This window comes from Variovorax sp. J31P179 (assembly GCF_030316985.1).
In the GTDB taxonomy this organism is placed as follows: domain Bacteria; phylum Pseudomonadota; class Gammaproteobacteria; order Burkholderiales; family Burkholderiaceae_C; genus Variovorax; species Variovorax ginsengisoli_B.
On record NZ_JASZYL010000003.1, the window covers coordinates 374,478 to 389,518 of the forward strand.

General features: G+C 66.2%; 14 protein-coding genes and 1 tRNA gene. 14 read left to right on the plus strand and 1 reads right to left on the minus strand.

Annotated features, from left to right (window positions below):
- Window positions 1-177 precede the first annotated feature (177 nt).
- Window positions 178-1,140: a GlxA family transcriptional regulator gene (locus QTI17_RS09970; RefSeq protein ID WP_286532819.1), complete on the minus strand. Its 963-nt coding sequence runs from the start codon at window positions 1,138-1,140 to the stop codon at window positions 178-180.
- 113 nt (window positions 1,141-1,253) lie between these two features.
- Between QTI17_RS09970 and QTI17_RS09975 the strand changes: the two genes are divergently transcribed.
- The 14 genes from QTI17_RS09975 to QTI17_RS10040 all read left to right on the plus strand — a co-directional run bounded on the left by QTI17_RS09975 (window position 1,254) and on the right by QTI17_RS10040 (window position 15,030).
- Complete coding sequence (locus QTI17_RS09975) at window positions 1,254-1,565, plus strand: putative quinol monooxygenase (protein ID WP_286524358.1); 312 nt, start codon at window positions 1,254-1,256, stop codon at window positions 1,563-1,565.
- A 220-nt stretch (window positions 1,566-1,785) separates the two neighbouring features.
- Window positions 1,786-3,693: a threonine--tRNA ligase gene (gene thrS, locus QTI17_RS09980; RefSeq protein ID WP_286524355.1), complete on the plus strand. Its 1,908-nt coding sequence runs from the start codon at window positions 1,786-1,788 to the stop codon at window positions 3,691-3,693.
- Window positions 3,694-3,792: 99 nt separating this feature from the next.
- Entirely contained in the window at window positions 3,793-4,416 is a 624-nt protein-coding gene (infC, locus tag QTI17_RS09985) for a translation initiation factor IF-3 (RefSeq protein ID WP_286507742.1), read from the plus strand.
- 151 nt (window positions 4,417-4,567) lie between these two features.
- Window positions 4,568-4,771, plus strand: a complete 204-nt coding sequence (gene rpmI / locus QTI17_RS09990) for a 50S ribosomal protein L35 (RefSeq protein WP_028253491.1) — start codon at window positions 4,568-4,570, stop codon at window positions 4,769-4,771.
- Window positions 4,772-4,795: 24 nt separating this feature from the next.
- A complete protein-coding gene (gene rplT, locus QTI17_RS09995; protein ID WP_012747009.1) occupies window positions 4,796-5,155 on the plus strand; it encodes a 50S ribosomal protein L20 in 360 nt (119 codons plus the stop codon).
- A 134-nt stretch (window positions 5,156-5,289) separates the two neighbouring features.
- Window positions 5,290-6,366: a phenylalanine--tRNA ligase subunit alpha gene (pheS, locus tag QTI17_RS10000; RefSeq protein WP_286532821.1), complete on the plus strand. Its 1,077-nt coding sequence runs from the start codon at window positions 5,290-5,292 to the stop codon at window positions 6,364-6,366.
- Window positions 6,367-6,389: 23 nt separating this feature from the next.
- Window positions 6,390-8,822 carry a phenylalanine--tRNA ligase subunit beta gene (gene pheT / locus QTI17_RS10005; RefSeq protein ID WP_286532823.1) on the plus strand — a complete coding sequence of 811 codons (2,433 nt, stop codon included), beginning with the start codon at window positions 6,390-6,392 and terminating at the stop codon, window positions 8,820-8,822.
- Window positions 8,819-9,190, plus strand: coding sequence for an integration host factor subunit alpha (locus tag QTI17_RS10010; RefSeq protein ID WP_286532826.1), 372 nt, complete (start codon window positions 8,819-8,821; stop codon window positions 9,188-9,190). The genes pheT and QTI17_RS10010 overlap by 4 nt, the downstream gene beginning before the upstream one ends.
- A 63-nt stretch (window positions 9,191-9,253) precedes the next feature.
- Entirely contained in the window at window positions 9,254-9,727 is a 474-nt protein-coding gene (locus QTI17_RS10015) for a MerR family transcriptional regulator (RefSeq protein ID WP_286532828.1), read from the plus strand.
- 26 nt (window positions 9,728-9,753) lie between these two features.
- Window positions 9,754-9,830 (plus strand) — tRNA-Pro (locus QTI17_RS10020).
- Between the two features lie 327 nt (window positions 9,831-10,157).
- Complete coding sequence (locus tag QTI17_RS10025; protein WP_286532830.1) at window positions 10,158-11,234, plus strand: glycosyltransferase family 2 protein; 1,077 nt, start codon at window positions 10,158-10,160, stop codon at window positions 11,232-11,234.
- A gap of 324 nt (window positions 11,235-11,558) precedes the next feature.
- Window positions 11,559-12,581 (plus strand): FecR family protein, encoded by a 1,023-nt coding sequence (locus QTI17_RS10030; protein WP_286532831.1) that lies wholly within the window; start codon window positions 11,559-11,561, stop codon window positions 12,579-12,581.
- A gap of 57 nt (window positions 12,582-12,638) precedes the next feature.
- Entirely contained in the window at window positions 12,639-13,511 is an 873-nt protein-coding gene (locus QTI17_RS10035) for a Tll0287-like domain-containing protein (RefSeq protein WP_286532833.1), read from the plus strand.
- Window positions 13,512-13,524: 13 nt separating this feature from the next.
- Entirely contained in the window at window positions 13,525-15,030 is a 1,506-nt protein-coding gene (locus QTI17_RS10040) for a serine/threonine-protein kinase (RefSeq protein ID WP_286532835.1), read from the plus strand.
- Window positions 15,031-15,041: the final 11 nt, after the last annotated feature.

The following is a 15,041-nucleotide window of genomic DNA, read 5'->3' on the forward strand; positions in this document are numbered from 1 at the left end:
GTGCCCTCGGCACAGGTAGCGCCGTGGGGTGCTGCCGAGGATGAACCACCGGCTTGACGGCTCACGCCGATGGTGTGCTCTGCGCAGCGAAATAAAGGAGGAGCCCGAAGGGCGGGGGACATTCGCGGAGCAGAGCACACCGTCGGCGTGGGCCCGCCCCAATGCTCGATTCAGAAACTAGTCCGCCACGCGCAGATCGCGCACCCCGCGGCCCAGCCGCTGGCGCAGCAAGGCGCGCAAGGTGACGCCCTCGGCATAGCCCACCAGCGTCGCGATCTGCTCCAGGCTCTTGTCGCTGGTCTTCAGCAGGTGCACGGCGCGCTCGACCCGCAGGTCCTGGAAGTACGACAGCGGCGTCTTGCCCAGCACCTGCTGCATGCGGCGCGCCAGCGTGCGCTTGCTGGTGCCGGCGGCGCTGGCGGCCTCGTCGAGCGAGAAGCCCTCCGCCAGACGGCCGCGGGCCCAGCGCTCGAAGCGCTCGACGGTCGCGTCCGAGTGGCTCAGGTGGTCGGTGATGACGTAGGCGGACTGCGAAGGCCGCGAGTCGACGATCAGGTACTTCGCCACCAGCGCGGCGAGCTCGGGGCTGGCCTGTCGCACCAGCAGCAGCGCCATGTCGACATGGCTCAGCGCGGCACCCGCGGTGACGAAGGCGCCGGAGCTGACCAGCATGCGGGACTCTTCGAGCCGGACCGCCGGATAGCGCTGGCGGAACAGGTTCGACAGCCACCACGTGGTGGTCGCGCCCTGGCCATCGAGCAGGCCCGATTCGGCGAGCACGAAGGTGCCGATGCAGGCGGCGGCGATCCGCACTCCGCCCGCCGATTGCTCGCGCAGCGCGGCCGTGGCGTCGGCGATGTCGCGCCGCTGCAGCGCCACCTGGAGCCCGTCGGGCATCTTCTCGCCGATCGCCGGGATCACGGTCCAGTCGGGCGTGCCTGCCTGGCCGGCCGGCAACACCGGCACGCCGAGCCCCTGCGCGGTGCGCACCTTCCGCCGCATGCCGATCAGTGCGACCTCGAACGGCGGTACCGCGAGGCCGAGCATGCCGGCCAGCTCGTTGGCGGTGCCGAAGACGTCCTGCACCGTCGCCAGCCCGGTATCGAACACGCCATCGAGTGCGAGGATGTTGATCTTCATGGCAATAACGATAGCAAAGATGTCAAAAATGCCAATAGGGCGAATCCGTGGCGGGGCCTAGAGTGAACGCCGGTCGACGCAATCTCGCGCAACCGCATCCACCGGAGACTTTCATGATCAAGTACGCACTGTTCGCCCGCCTCGAAGCCAAGCCGGGCAAGGAAGCCGAGGTCCAGCAGTTCCTCGAAGCCGGCCTGGCCATGGCGCGCGACGAGAAGACCACGCCCATCTGGTTCGCGCTGCGCCTGTCGCCCAGCGTCTTCGGCGTTTTCGACGCCTTCGAGGACGAAGCCGGCCGCCAGGCCCACCTCAGCGGCCCGATCGCCCAAGCCCTGATGGCGAAGGCGCCGGACCTGTTCGCCAAGCCGCCGTCCATCGAGCCGATCGAGGTCCTGGGCCTCAAGAACGCCGCCGCTGCGAGCTGACGGCGCTGCGGATAGAATCTGCGGCTCCATCTCAGCACCCCACAAGAGCGAGAAAGGCACCCTGGTTATGACACCGCGAACTACACCGCACGCAACGAGCGGTCTTTTCCCCGAAGGAAAAGGCCGGTAGGCCGCGCGCGCCGGAAATCCCCGGCCCATCAACCAGAGCAAAGCGCGGTCTCGTACCGCGCTTTTTTGTTTTTCTCGACGAGGTTTTCCAATGATCCAGATCACGCTTCCCGACAACTCGCAGCGCGAGTTCCCCGGCCCGGTTTCGGTGGCCGACGTTGCCAAATCGATCGGTCCCGGGCTGGCCAAGATGACGGTCGCCGGCAAGGTCGACGGCCGGCTGGTCGACGCCAGCGACATCATCGACCACTCGGCGAAGCTGCAGATCATCACGCCCAAGGACGACGAGGGCCTCGAGATCATCCGCCACTCGACGGCCCACCTGGTCGGCCACGCGGTGAAGCAGCTCTACCCGACGGCCAAGATGGTGATCGGCCCGGTGATCGACGAAGGCTTCTACTACGACATCTCATACGAGCGCCCGTTCACGCCCGAGGACATGGAGGCGATCGAGAAGCGGATGCGCGAGCTGATCGCGCAGGATTACGACGTGGTCAAGAAGATGACGCCGCGCGACGAGGTGATCGACGTCTTCAAGTCCCGCGGCGAGGACTACAAGCTGCGCCTGGTCGAGGACATGCCCGACGAGCAGGCGATGGGCCTCTACTACCACCAGGAATATGTCGACATGTGCCGCGGCCCGCACGTGCCGAACACGCGCTTCCTGAAGGTCTTCAAGCTCACGAAGCTGGCCGGCGCCTACTGGCGCGGCGACGCCAAGAACGAGCAGCTGCAGCGCATCTACGGCACGGCCTGGGCCGACAAGAAGCAGCTCGACGACTACATCAAGCGGATCGAGGAAGCCGAGAAGCGCGACCACCGCCGGCTCGGCAAGGAACTCGACCTGTTCCACATCGATGAGGCCGCGCCGGGCCTGGTGTTCTGGCACCCGAAGGGCTGGTCGATCTGGCAGCAGGTCGAGCAGTACATGCGCAAGATCTACCGCGAGACGGGCTACCAGGAGGTCAAGGGTCCGCAGATCCTCGACAAGAGCCTGTGGGAGAAGACGGGCCACTGGCAGAACTACCGCGAGAACATGTTCACGACGGAGTCGGAGAAGCGCGACTACGCCCTGAAGCCGATGAACTGCCCGGGCCACGTGCTGATCTTCAAGTCGGACCTGCGCAGCTACCGCGACCTGCCGCTGCGCTACGGCGAGTTCGGCCAGTGCCACCGCAACGAGCCATCCGGCGGCCTGCACGGCATCATGCGGGTGCGCGGCTTCACGCAGGACGATGGCCACGTGTTCTGCACGGAAGACCAGATCCTCGAGGAATGCGTGGCCTACACGGCGCAGCTGCTCAAGGTGTATGCCGATTTCGGCTTCACGGACATCCTCTACAAGGTCGCGACGCGGCCCGACAACCGCATCGGCTCCGACGAGCTGTGGGACAAGGCCGAGAACGCGCTGATGGAGGCGTTGCGGCGCTCGGGCGTGGAGTTCGTCATCTCGCCGGGCGAGGGCGCCTTCTACGGCCCCAAGATCGAATACACGCTGCGCGACGCGATCGGCCGCCACTGGCAGTGCGGCACGATGCAGGTTGACTTCAACATGGCGGAGCGCCTGGGCGCCGAGTACGTCACGGAATCCAGCGGCCGCGCCCACCCGGTGATGCTGCACCGCGCGATCGTCGGCAGCCTCGAGCGCTTCATCGGGATGCTGATCGAACACCATGCCGGCGCACTGCCTGCCTGGCTCGCTCCGGTGCAGGTCGCGGTGCTCAACATCAGCGAAAACCAGGCCGATTACGCCGGGGAAGTTGCCAAAACGCTGCAGAATCAAGGGCTTAGGGTGGCGCTCGACCTGCACAACGAGAAGATTACGTATAAAATACGGAAGCATTCGTTGCAAAAGCTGCCTTACATCCTCGTCGTAGGCGACAAGGAAAAGGAAGCAGGTGCCGTCGCAGTGCGCGCCCGGGGCAATCTTGACCTCGGTGCCATGTCGGTGGAAGCGTTCTCCCAAAAGATCGCCCACGACATCCAACACAAGCTTTGAATTTGAACGAGTTCAAGGGCTGATTTTTTGATCAGGGGGCTTGTGGGCGCGGACTTTGAAGGCAATCGCTACATTTTTTTGTAGCATATTGTTTTAAGGATTCTGACCATCGCTACTGCATTCCGCGACCGCCGCCACCGCGAGGAACGCCAACACCGCCTGAACCGGGAAATCATGGCCCCGGAAGTCCGCCTGATCGGGCCCGAGAACGAGCCATTGGGTGTAGTGAGTCTCGCCGAGGCCTTGCGCCTGGCTGGTGAACAAGACGTCGACCTGGTCGAAGTCGTCGCGGCGGCCAATCCGCCCGTCTGCCGCCTGATCGAGTACGGCAAGTTCAAGTACCACGAGCAGAAGAAGGCGGCCGAGGCGAAGTCGAAGCAGAAGGTCATCGAGGTCAAGGAAATCAAGTTCCGGCCCGGTACCGACGATGGTGACTACAACATCAAGATGCGCAACATCCGGCGCTTTCTTGAGGATGGTGACAAGTGCAAGATCACGCTGCGGTTCCGCGGTCGTGAAATCACCCACCAGGAACTCGGCCTGGCGCTGTTGCAGCGCATTCGGGACGAACTCGCCGACCTGATCGTCGTCGAGCAGTTTCCGAAGCTCGAGGGCCGGCAGATGATCATGATGATCGCGCCGGGCCGCAAGAAGGCGGGTGGGGCGGCCAAGCCGGCTGCCGATGCGGCGGCAGCGCCGACGGCGGCGCCCGCGGCTGCCTGAGTCCGGCGCAAGCCGGCAAGTTGTTGCAGGGATTTCGCTGCGGCCTTTGCCTTCGGGTGAAGGCGGCGGCGGGATGAAGAAGTGTCTCGGGGCCAACAAGCCCGCGGAGTTTCCGCGGCGCCTCACGAGCACAAACTAAAGGAGCATTCACATGCCCAAAATGAAGACCAAGAGCAGCGCGAAAAAACGTTTCCGCGTTCGTCCCGGTGGCACCGTCAAGCGCGGTCAAGCCTTCAAGCGTCACATCCTGACCAAGAAGACCACCAAGAACAAGCGCCACCTGCGCGGTGCCACGGCAGTTCACGAGACCAACATGGTTTCGATGGCCGCCATGTTGCCCGGCAGCGGCATTTAATCCAGACGAACAAGGAGTACACACATGCCTCGCGTCAAACGTGGTGTAACGGCTCGCGCCCGCCACAAGAAGGTTCTCGCACTCGCCAAGGGTTTCCGCGGTCGCCGCGGCAATGTCTTCCGCATCGCCAAGCAGGCGGTGATGAAGGCGGGCCAATACGCCTACCGTGACCGCCGCACCAAGAAGCGCGTGTTCCGTCAACTGTGGATCGCGCGTATCAACGCCGCCTCCCGTGAACTGGGCCTGACCTACAGCCAGTTCGCCAACGGCATCCGCAAGGCGGGCATCGAGATCGACCGCAAGATGCTGGCCGATATCGCTGTGCACGACAAGGCCGCTTTTGCCGGCATCGTGGAGCAGGTCAAGGCCAAGCTGGCTGCTTGATCCTGCACAGCAGAGCGCCGTCCCCGGACGGCGATTTGCGCCCACGTCAAGGGCTGGCGCTTGAAAGGGCTCCAGCCCTTTTTTCATCCCGCGGCAGTCCTCGCATTTCTTTTTTGATCTCGAAGAATTTCTCCATGAACGAGCTGGACTCCCTGGTCGACACCGCCCGCGCCGCCTTCGCCGAAGCGAAAGCCCCGGCCGAACTCGAGAACGCGAAGGCGCTGTTTCTCGGCAAGGCCGGCCGCATCACCGAGCTGATGAAGGGCATGGCCGCGCTCAGCGTCGACGAGAAGAAGACGCGCGGCGCCGCCATCAACGTCGCCAAGCAGGCCATCGAGGCCGCGCTCACCGCGCGCCGCCAGCAACTGGCCGACGACGAGCTCGCGGTGCAGCTGCGCGCCGAGGCGCTCGACGTCAGCCTGCCCGGCCGCCGCCGCGTGGGCGGCGGGCTGCATCCGGTGAGCCGCACGCTGGAGCGCATCGAGGCGATCTTCTCGAGCATGGGCTTCGACGTCGCCGACGGCCCCGAGGTCGAGAGCGACTGGCACAGCTTCACCTCGCTCAACAACCCGCCGAACCATCCGGCGCGCTCGATGCAGGACACCTTCTACGTCGACATCGACGGCGAGGACGGCGTGCCCTACAACCTGCGTCCGCACACCAGCCCGATGCAGGTGCGCTATGCGAACCAGCATGTCAAGAAGTACGCCGCGCAATTCGAGGCCGCGGCCGCCGACACTACCGGCACGGTCAAGGCGCCCGAAATCCGCGTGATCGCGCCGGGCCGCACCTACCGGGTCGACAGCGATGCCACGCACTCGCCGATGTTCCACCAGTGCGAAGGCCTGTGGCTGGGCGAGAACGTGAGCTTCAAGGACCTGAAGGTCGTCTTCACCGATTTCTGCCGCACCTTCTTCGAGAGCGATGACCTGGTGCTGCGCTTCCGCCCGAGCTTCTTCCCCTTCACCGAGCCGAGCGCCGAGATCGACATCCAGTTCCAGAGCGGTCCGCTGGCCGGCCGCTGGCTGGAGGTCGCGGGTTCGGGCCAGGTGCACCCGAACGTGGTGCGCAACATGGGGCTGGACCCCGAGCGCTACATCGGCTTCGCCTTCGGGATGGGGCCGGACCGGCTCACGATGCTGCGCTACGGGGTCAACGACCTGCGCCTGTTCTTCGACGGCGACCTGCGCTTCCTGAGCCAATTCCAATAAACGACTAGAACGAGTACGACGAGATGCAATTCCCCGAGTCCTGGCTGCGCGAATTCTGCGACCCGCAGCTCAGCAGCGAAGCCCTGGCCGAGACGCTCACGATGGGCGGATTCGAGGTCGAGGAGCGCCGGCCGGTGGCGCCGCCGTTCAGCAAGATCGTGGTCGGCGAGATCAAGGAAGCCGTCCAGCACCCGAACGCCGATCGCCTGCGCGTGTGCCAGGTCGATGCCGGGCAGGGCGCCTTGCTCAACATCGTCTGCGGCGCGCCGAATGCGCGCGTCGGCATCAAGGTGCCGCTGGCGCTGGTCGGTGCCGAACTGCCGCCGGGCGAGGACGGAAAGCCCTTCCTGATCAAGCTCGGCAAGCTGCGCGGCGTCGAGAGCCAGGGCATGCTGTGCTCGGCGCGCGAGCTCCAGCTCAGCGACGACCATGGCGGCCTGCTCGAGCTGGCCGCCGATGCGCCGATCGGGGCCGACATCCGCGAGGTCCTGAAGCTCGACGATTCGCTGCTGACCCTCAAGCTGACGCCGAACCTGGCGCATGGCCTGAGCGTCTACGGCATCGCGCGCGAACTCGCTGCGCTGACCGGTGCACCGCTCAAGAAGCCCGCGATCGCGCCGGTGCTGCCGGCCTTCGACGACAAGCTGGCGGTCAAGGTCGAAGCGCCCGAGCTGTGCGGCCGTTTTTCGGGCCGCATCGTGCGCGGTGTCGACACGAAGGTCGCGACCCCGGCCTGGATGGTCGATCGCCTGGCGCGCTGCGGCCAGCGCAGCGTGACGCCGCTGGTCGACATCTCGAACTACGTGATGTTCGAGTACGGCCAGCCGACCCACATCTTCGACCTCGACAAGATCCATGGCGGCCTCACGGTGCGCTGGGGCAGTCCGGGCGAACAGCTCAAGCTGCTCAACGGCAACACCGTCACGGTCGACGCGAAGGTCGGCGTGATCGCCGACGAGCGCGAGGTCGAGTCGCTGGCCGGCATCATGGGCGGCGACGCCACCGCGGTCTCGGACGACACCCGCAACATCTACATCGAGGCTGCCTTCTGGTGGCCCGAGAGCATCCAGGGCCGCTCGCGCCGCTTCAATTTCTCGACCGATGCGGGACATCGCTTCGAGCGCGGCGTCGACCCGAGCCGCACCGTCGAGATCATCGAGCGCATCACGCAGCTGGTGACCGAGATCTGTGGCGGCGTGGCCGGCGCTATGGACGACCAGACCCTGCGCCTGCCGGAGGCCCGGCCCGTGACACTGCGCGTGGCGCGCGCGGCGCGCGTGATCGGCATGCCGCTCACGCAGGCGCAGTGCGCCGATGCGCTGCGCCGGCTCTCGCTGCCGGTTGCGGAGGGCGATGGCACGCTGGTGGTCACGCCGCCGCCGCATCGCTTCGATCTCCTGATCGAGGAAGACCTGATCGAGGAGGTGGCCCGCCTGATCGGCTACCAGAACCTGCCGACCACGCCGCCGCTGGCCCCGATCACCGCGCGCCTGCGGCCGGAGGCCGAACGCAGCCGGTTCTCGGTGCGCCATCGGGTGGCTGCGCTGGGCTACCAGGAGACCATCAACTTCAGCTTCGTCGAAGCGCATTGGGAACAGGAGCTGGCCGGCAACGCCGACCCGATCAAGCTGCTGAACCCGATCGCCAGCCAGATGAGCGTCATGCGTTCGTCGCTGCTCGGCTCGCTGCTGCAGGTGCTGAAGTTCAACCTCGACCGCAAGGCGACGCAGGTGCGGGTGTTCGAACTCGGCCGCGTGTTCATGCGCGACGCTTCGGTCGCCACCACCGACAGCACCGTCAAGGGCGTCCACCAGCCGATGCGGCTGGCCGGCCTGGCGTGGGGCGATGCGGCCCACGGCCGCTGGGAAGGCAAGGCCGAACGGGTCGACTTCTTCGACATCAAGGGCGATGTCGAGGCCCTGCTGGCGCCCCGCGTGCCGACCTTCGAGGCGACCGAACACCCGGCGCTGCATCCGGGACGGGCGGCGCGCGTGCTGCTCGACGGCCGCGAGATCGGCGTCGTCGGCGAGCTGCATCCGCGCTGGCGCCAGAAGTGGGACTTCGCCCAGGCGCCGATCCTGTTCGAACTGGCGCTCGATGCGGTCACCGCACGCCCGGTGCCGGTGGCGCAGCCGGTGCCCAAGCAGCAGCCGGTGGAGCGTGATCTGGCGCTGGTGGTGGCCGAGGCGGTGACGCACGACGCGCTGATGGGCGCGATCCGGGCCGCTTCGGACGCCAGCCTGCTGCGCGATCTGGCGCTGTTCGACATCTACCGACCGACCGTCGGCCGCGACGGCGCGGTGGTGGGCGGCGGCCTGGCGGCGGGCGAGAAGAGCATGGCCGTGCGGCTCAGCTTCAACAGCGACAGCGCGCTGACCGACGAGCAGGTCGAAGCGGCGGTGCGCAAGATCATCGATCAACTGGGCGCCCGGCTCGGCGCCCGACTGCGGGTATGAACGGCATGGATTTCACGCTCGAGGCCCTCGAAACGCCGGCGCTCACCAAGGCGCACCTGGCCGACCTGCTGTTCGAGCAGATCGGCTTGAACAAGCGCGAGTCCAAGGACATGGTGGAAGCCTTCTTCGACCTGATCGCCGGCAGCCTGATCGAAGGTACCGACGTCAAGATCTCGGGCTTCGGCAATTTCCAGATCCGGGTCAAGGCGCCGCGGCCGGGGCGCAATCCGCGCACCGGCGAGGCCATTCCGATCGGCGAGCGGCGCGTCGCGACCTTCCACGCGAGCGCCAAGCTGAAGGAACAAATCCACGGAAGCATCGGCGCCGCGGCGCCGCAAGAGGTGGAATGGAGCGTCGGCGCCGAATAACGTTGGTGCTCCGTGCGCCGGTGGAGTAACCTATGAGGTTTCGCTCGCACTGTCTTGATTTCAATGGAGAAAACACTCCCGCCGATCCCCGTCAAACGCTACTTCACGATCGGTGAGGTGGGCGAGTTGTGCGGTGTCAAACCGCACGTGCTGCGCTACTGGGAGCAGGAGTTCACGCAGCTTCGCCCGATGAAGCGGCGCGGCAACCGGCGCTACTACCAGCACCACGAGGTGCTCATGATCCGCCGCATCCGCGACCTGCTCTACGACCAGGGCTTCACGATCAGCGGGGCGCGCAACAAGCTGCAGGAACTGGTCCAGACCGAGCGTGACCGGCGCCGCGCCGGCGAGGTTCCGCTCGAGGGCATGGAGGCGATCGAGATCGACCAGGAAGAGTTCGACGCCGCGGTGCAAGATGGCATCGAGCAGCCGCCCGAGGGCGTCGAAGCACCGGGTCGCACCATCGATCTGTCGCAATTGCTCTACTTGCGGCGCGAACTGACTGAAATTCGTGAGCTGCTCGGCGCGAGTCACTGATTTCGGGCGGCTATAATCGAGAGCTTCGGTGTGTGGCGCAGCCTGGTAGCGCACTTGCATGGGGTGCAAGGGGTCGAAGGTTCGAATCCTTTCACACCGACCAAAATCGTTAGATAGATCAACGGGTTACGCTCACAAGGCGTGACCCGTTTCTCTTTGCGCGTGACCAATTCGGGTGTCCGTGACAAACCCGGCCCGAATCAGCCCTTTCGCCCCCCCAACGCGCGGAACTACAAGGAGTTGAGACTCACTTGCAAGCCCGTTCCTACTGCGTTTGTCGGCTTGCACCGAATCGCTCCTCACCAACAAAGCGCGAAGGGAGTCACCCGAGTCCTTCTTCCAGACTCTTCAAAGAGGTGAAATCATGACGAGCACCATCGGCGGAAACCAAGAGCGCAACGACTGAGCGCTTGCGCGTCGCGCTGTTGCCATGCCCGTATTCTTCCCCGAGCCGCGAAACCTGCCTGAGCTTCCGCCGAGCCCCAAGGTCAGCATCGCGATCACCTCGTACAACTACGGCAGCTTCCTGGCCGAGTGCCTGGACAGTTGTCTGGCCCAGACGGTGCGCGCCGACGAGATCGTGGTCGTCGACGACGGATCGACCGACGACACCCAGCGGATCCTGCAGGACTACATGGCGCGCTTCCCGAGCGTCATCGGCATCCACCAGGTCAATCGCGGCATCGTCGGCGCAACCAACACGGCGCTGACGAATTGCACTGGCGATGTAGTCCTCCTTCTCGATGCCGACGACATTCTGCTTCCTCAACGGGTCGAAAAGGTCGTGCGCGCCTTGCGCGAGACCATCGACGGGCATCGGCCGGGGTGGGTGCACCACTATCTGCTGCGCTTCACGCGCGAGCAACCCGAACTGGGGCCGGTGCCGCGCTACGCCGACGCGGCGCCGCAAGGCCTGCTCGCTGCCCAGGTGCTCGCCGCCGGCGACAGCCCGGTGGCCACCCCCACCTCCGGGCTCGCCTTCAGGCGCGAACTGCTTGCGGCGATGCTGCCCTTGGACGATGGGCGCCATATGCTGCAGGACCTGCAGCTGCGCACCGGCGCCGCGCTGTTGAGTCCGCTCGCCTGGATTCCCGAGCCGCTGACGCGCTATCGGATCCACGCGACGAACAGAACGGCGGGCCTGATGGTGAATGTCGATCAGATCGGCCGCGCGCGCCGGGGCCATGCCGACCTCGACGCCTGGGTCAGGCGGGTGCTGGACAGGCACCAGCCGGGCCTCACCTCGTCCTTGCCGCCGCTGGACCAGCAGCCAGGCTATCTGTGGTTGTGCTACCTGCACCGCTGGCTGTCCGGGGAACGACGTGACTACGGCCTTCTGCACAAGGTGCTGAAGCACCCGGCCACGCGCCGCGCGTCGAGCCAGCTGCGCCTTTACTACTACAGCGGCCTGGTCTTGCCGAGGCGCGAGTTCGTTGCCTTTTCGGACCTTCTGTTTGGATTCAGCCCCATCAAGTCCTTCCTGCGCAAGGCACTGGGCCGGGCTTGAGCCGGTGGACCTGCCGTCGCCGGCCCTGGTAGAGGATGCCGCGGCAACCCGCTCGTTGCGAGTGGGCCCTCGATGCCTGTGGCCCTTCATCGCGCGACATCGATACGTCGCTTTTGCAGGCACTCCGCGGCACCGTTCGGCCTCCTGGTCGGAAATTGGCTGGCCCGGACATGCCGTCCCGAACGTGCTGCGCGCTCGCCGGCCCGGAAAAAGACGGACACGGCGCGGGGGACTGAGTAATATCTAAGTTGTAAATTTGTCTTGCAGCTAGGAACCATGATGCTCGACGCCAGCGGAGTCACGTCTTTACGGCTCGCAAGGGTCTTGTTCGGGTTCCTGCTGCTGTGCGTCGCGAGCCTGTTCGCGTCGCCATTTGCTTGTGCGCAAGCCACCGGCGCCTCGCCGGCCCCGGCGCGATCCGGCAGCATCGTCGGCATCGTCGAAGGCGAGGTCTCGCTGATCCGCCAGACCACGCGCTACGCGCTCGCCGAGGGCGTGTTGTTGAATGACCAGGACATCATCGAGACGGCGCCCGGCGCATTCGCCCAGATCGAGCTTCCCGGGGGCGTCCTCGTCGGCATCGGTGAATCCACGCGGCTGATGCTGGCGCCTCGCGTCGGCAAGGGGCTGACGGCGCCGCCGCTTTATCTGCTCGAGGGCTGGCTCAAGACCACCGCCCCCGGCGCCTTCGGCTACATCGGCCCCGGCGTCGAGGTGGCGACGCAGGCCGGCGCTGCCGTCATCCACACCAAGGGGGCGCAGTACGAGTTGTTCGTCGAATCCGGCTCCGCCAGGCTGACGCTGCGCGACGGCTCGCAGACGGTCATGCAACTGGCCGGCGGCGACTTCGCACAGCGGCGCGAAGGCACCACGCCAACGGTCGGGCAGCGTGCCACGCCCGAGTTCGTGAGCAAGGTGCCGAGCCAGTTTCGCGATCAACTGCCCGCGCGTGGCGAGCAGCGCGCCAAGCGCAACGTCGCACCCAAGGCGCGCGGCGAAATCAGCTACGCCGATGTGGCCGCCTGGCTGCGCACCGAACCGGCGCTGCGACTGCCGCTGCTGCCGCTGTGGCAGTCGCGTGCGGCCGACCCGGACTTCCGGGCCGGGGCCAAGGCCGATCTGGCGCAACACCCCGAGTGGGAGCGCTATGCCGACCCCGAGGGGTATGCGCGCCGCCTGGCCGAAGAGGCCGAGCGTCGCCGGGCGCGGGAGGCCGCGGCCGCAGCGGCACGGGCCCGGGCGGCTGCCGCTGCTGCTGCCGCCGCCGCTGCCGCCGCACCCGCACCCGCGCCTGGATCCATCCCCGCAGCCTCGGGCACCAGCACCGGGCGCGGCACGTCTCAGTGAACCGTTCCCTGGCGTGGCGCAACCCAGCGACTACCACGACCAGGACTGGAGAATTTCATGAGCCTTCTACTCAAGTTCAATCTGATCTTTCTGGTTGTCTTCGTCACGGGCGTGGCCGGCACGGGCAAGATTTCCTACGACCTGCTGCAAGGCAACGCCAAGCAGGAAGTGCTCAACCATGCGCGCCTGACCATGGAAAAGGCGATGGCGGTACGCGCCTACACCAATGACCAGATCCGCCCGTTGCTCGAAACGCAGATGAAGTACACCTTCCTGCCCCAGACCGTGCCGGCCTATTCCGCCACGGAAGTGCTGGCGACACTGGCCAAGAGCTTCCCGGACTACACCTACAAGGAAGCGACCCTGAATCCGACCAACCCGCGCGATCGGGCCGTCGATTGGGAAGCCGACATCGTGAATCGCTTTCGCACCCAGGCCGATCAGAAGGAGTTCATTGGCGAGCGCGAGTCGGGTACCGGGCGGGCGCTCTACATCGCACGCCCGATCCGTATCACGAACGCCGCCTGCCTGAGCTGCCACAGCACGGTCGAGGCGGCGCCGCGCACGGTGATCGAGAAGTACGGGCCGGCCAACGGCTTCGGCTGGCATTTGAACGAGGTGATCGGCGCGCAGGTCGTTTCGGTGCCGATGTCGGTGCCGCTGGCGCGCGCCGAACAGACGTTCAAGATCTTCATGACTTCGCTTGTCGGCATTTTCCTGGCCATCGGCATCGTGTTGAACGTGATGCTCTACCTGCTCGTGATCCGGCCGGTGACGGCGCTGTCGAGGGTGGCCAACCGGGTCAGCCTGGGCGAACCCGATGTGCCGGAGTTCGCGACGGATGGCCGTGACGAGATCGGGACCCTGGCGAAATCGTTCACGCGCATGCGCCGCAGCCTCGATCAGGCCATCAAGATGATCGATTCCTGAGGCCCGTACCCGCATGTCGCCGCCCACCCACGTCGGTCCGTACCCGCTCCGCGGCGTGATCGGCTCGGGCGGGATGGGCATCGTGTACCTGGCGCACGATCCGGCGATCGATCGTGCGGTGGCGATCAAGACGATTCACCGCCGCCTGCTCGAATCGGGGGGCGACGACATGAGCGTGGCGGCGCGCTTTCGGGTGGAAGCCAAGGCGGCGGGGCGGCTGACCCACCGCAACATCGTCTCGATCTACCAGTTCGGCGAAGACAACGACTTCGCCTACATCGTGATGGAGTACGTTGCCGGACGCAACCTGCGCGACTATGTCCAGCCACCGCGCAAGCTCGAGGTGCCGCAGGTGCTGTGCGTGATGATGCAACTGCTCGACGGCTTGCACTATGCGCACGAGCGCGGCATCGTGCACCGGGACATCAAGCCGGCGAATCTGCTGATTGCCGATGATGGGCGCCTGAAGATCACCGATTTCGGCATCGCGCGAACCGAATCATCGAATCTGACCCGCGCCAATTCGGTCGTCGGGTCACCCGGCTACATCGCGCCCGAGCAGTACACCAACCGCGAGATCGACCGCCGCGTCGATGTCTTCTCGGCGGGCGTGCTGCTCTATCGGATGCTGAGCGGGACGACGCCATTCGTCGGCACGGACGATGCGATCATGTACAAGATCGTCTACGAGCCTCACAAGCCGCTGAGCGAAGTGACGAACGACGCCAGCCTCAAGCCGTTCGATGCGGTGCTGGACCGCGCGCTGGCCAAGGATCCGGCGCAGCGCTATCCGAACGCGATGGCGATGCGATCGGCGCTGCAGGCGCTCGCCACCGAGACCTTGCCGGAGGTGCTGCCGGCCGACATCGTGTTGGCGCCTGTCGTCGAGAACCTCGAGCCGAGCCTGCCCGTCCCGACGCTGCGCCACCTGTCCGACATGCCCGGGCCGAGCGCGCCGATCGTGCCGACGGTGCCCGACACGGAGCGGAACGCCCCGGCGCACCCGAAGTCGCTGCCCGTCACCGTCCCGCCTTCGATTCCCACCCCCACCGGATGGGACACCGCCGCGCTGGCCGAGGTCGAGCGCGAACTGGCCCAGCACGTGGGCGCGGTGGCGCGCGTGATGGTGCGCCGCGCCGCGCGTGGGTTGTCCACGCTGGCGGAAGTGCGCCATGCCGTCGCCAGCGCTATCACCGACATCGAAGCGCGCGAGCGCTTCCTGGCCAGGGCCGGCGTGCCGCCAACCCAGAGTGCGGTGTCGGCAGGACGAGCCTCTGGTTCCCAGGTCTCGAGAGCGGAGGGCGCGGCATCGAGCGGCGTGCCCATGCGCGAAGGCGATGTCGACAAGGCGGCCGCTGCACTCCTTTCCTCGCTCGGGCCGATTGCGCGGGTGGTCGCGAAGCGCTGCGCCGCGAAATCGAACACCCGCGAGCAGTTCGTTGCCAGCGTCATGGAACAGCTCGCGCCCACCGTCGATGCCCGCCGTGTGCAGGCCGACTTGTGGCGAGCCCTGGGTTGATCCGAACGGGC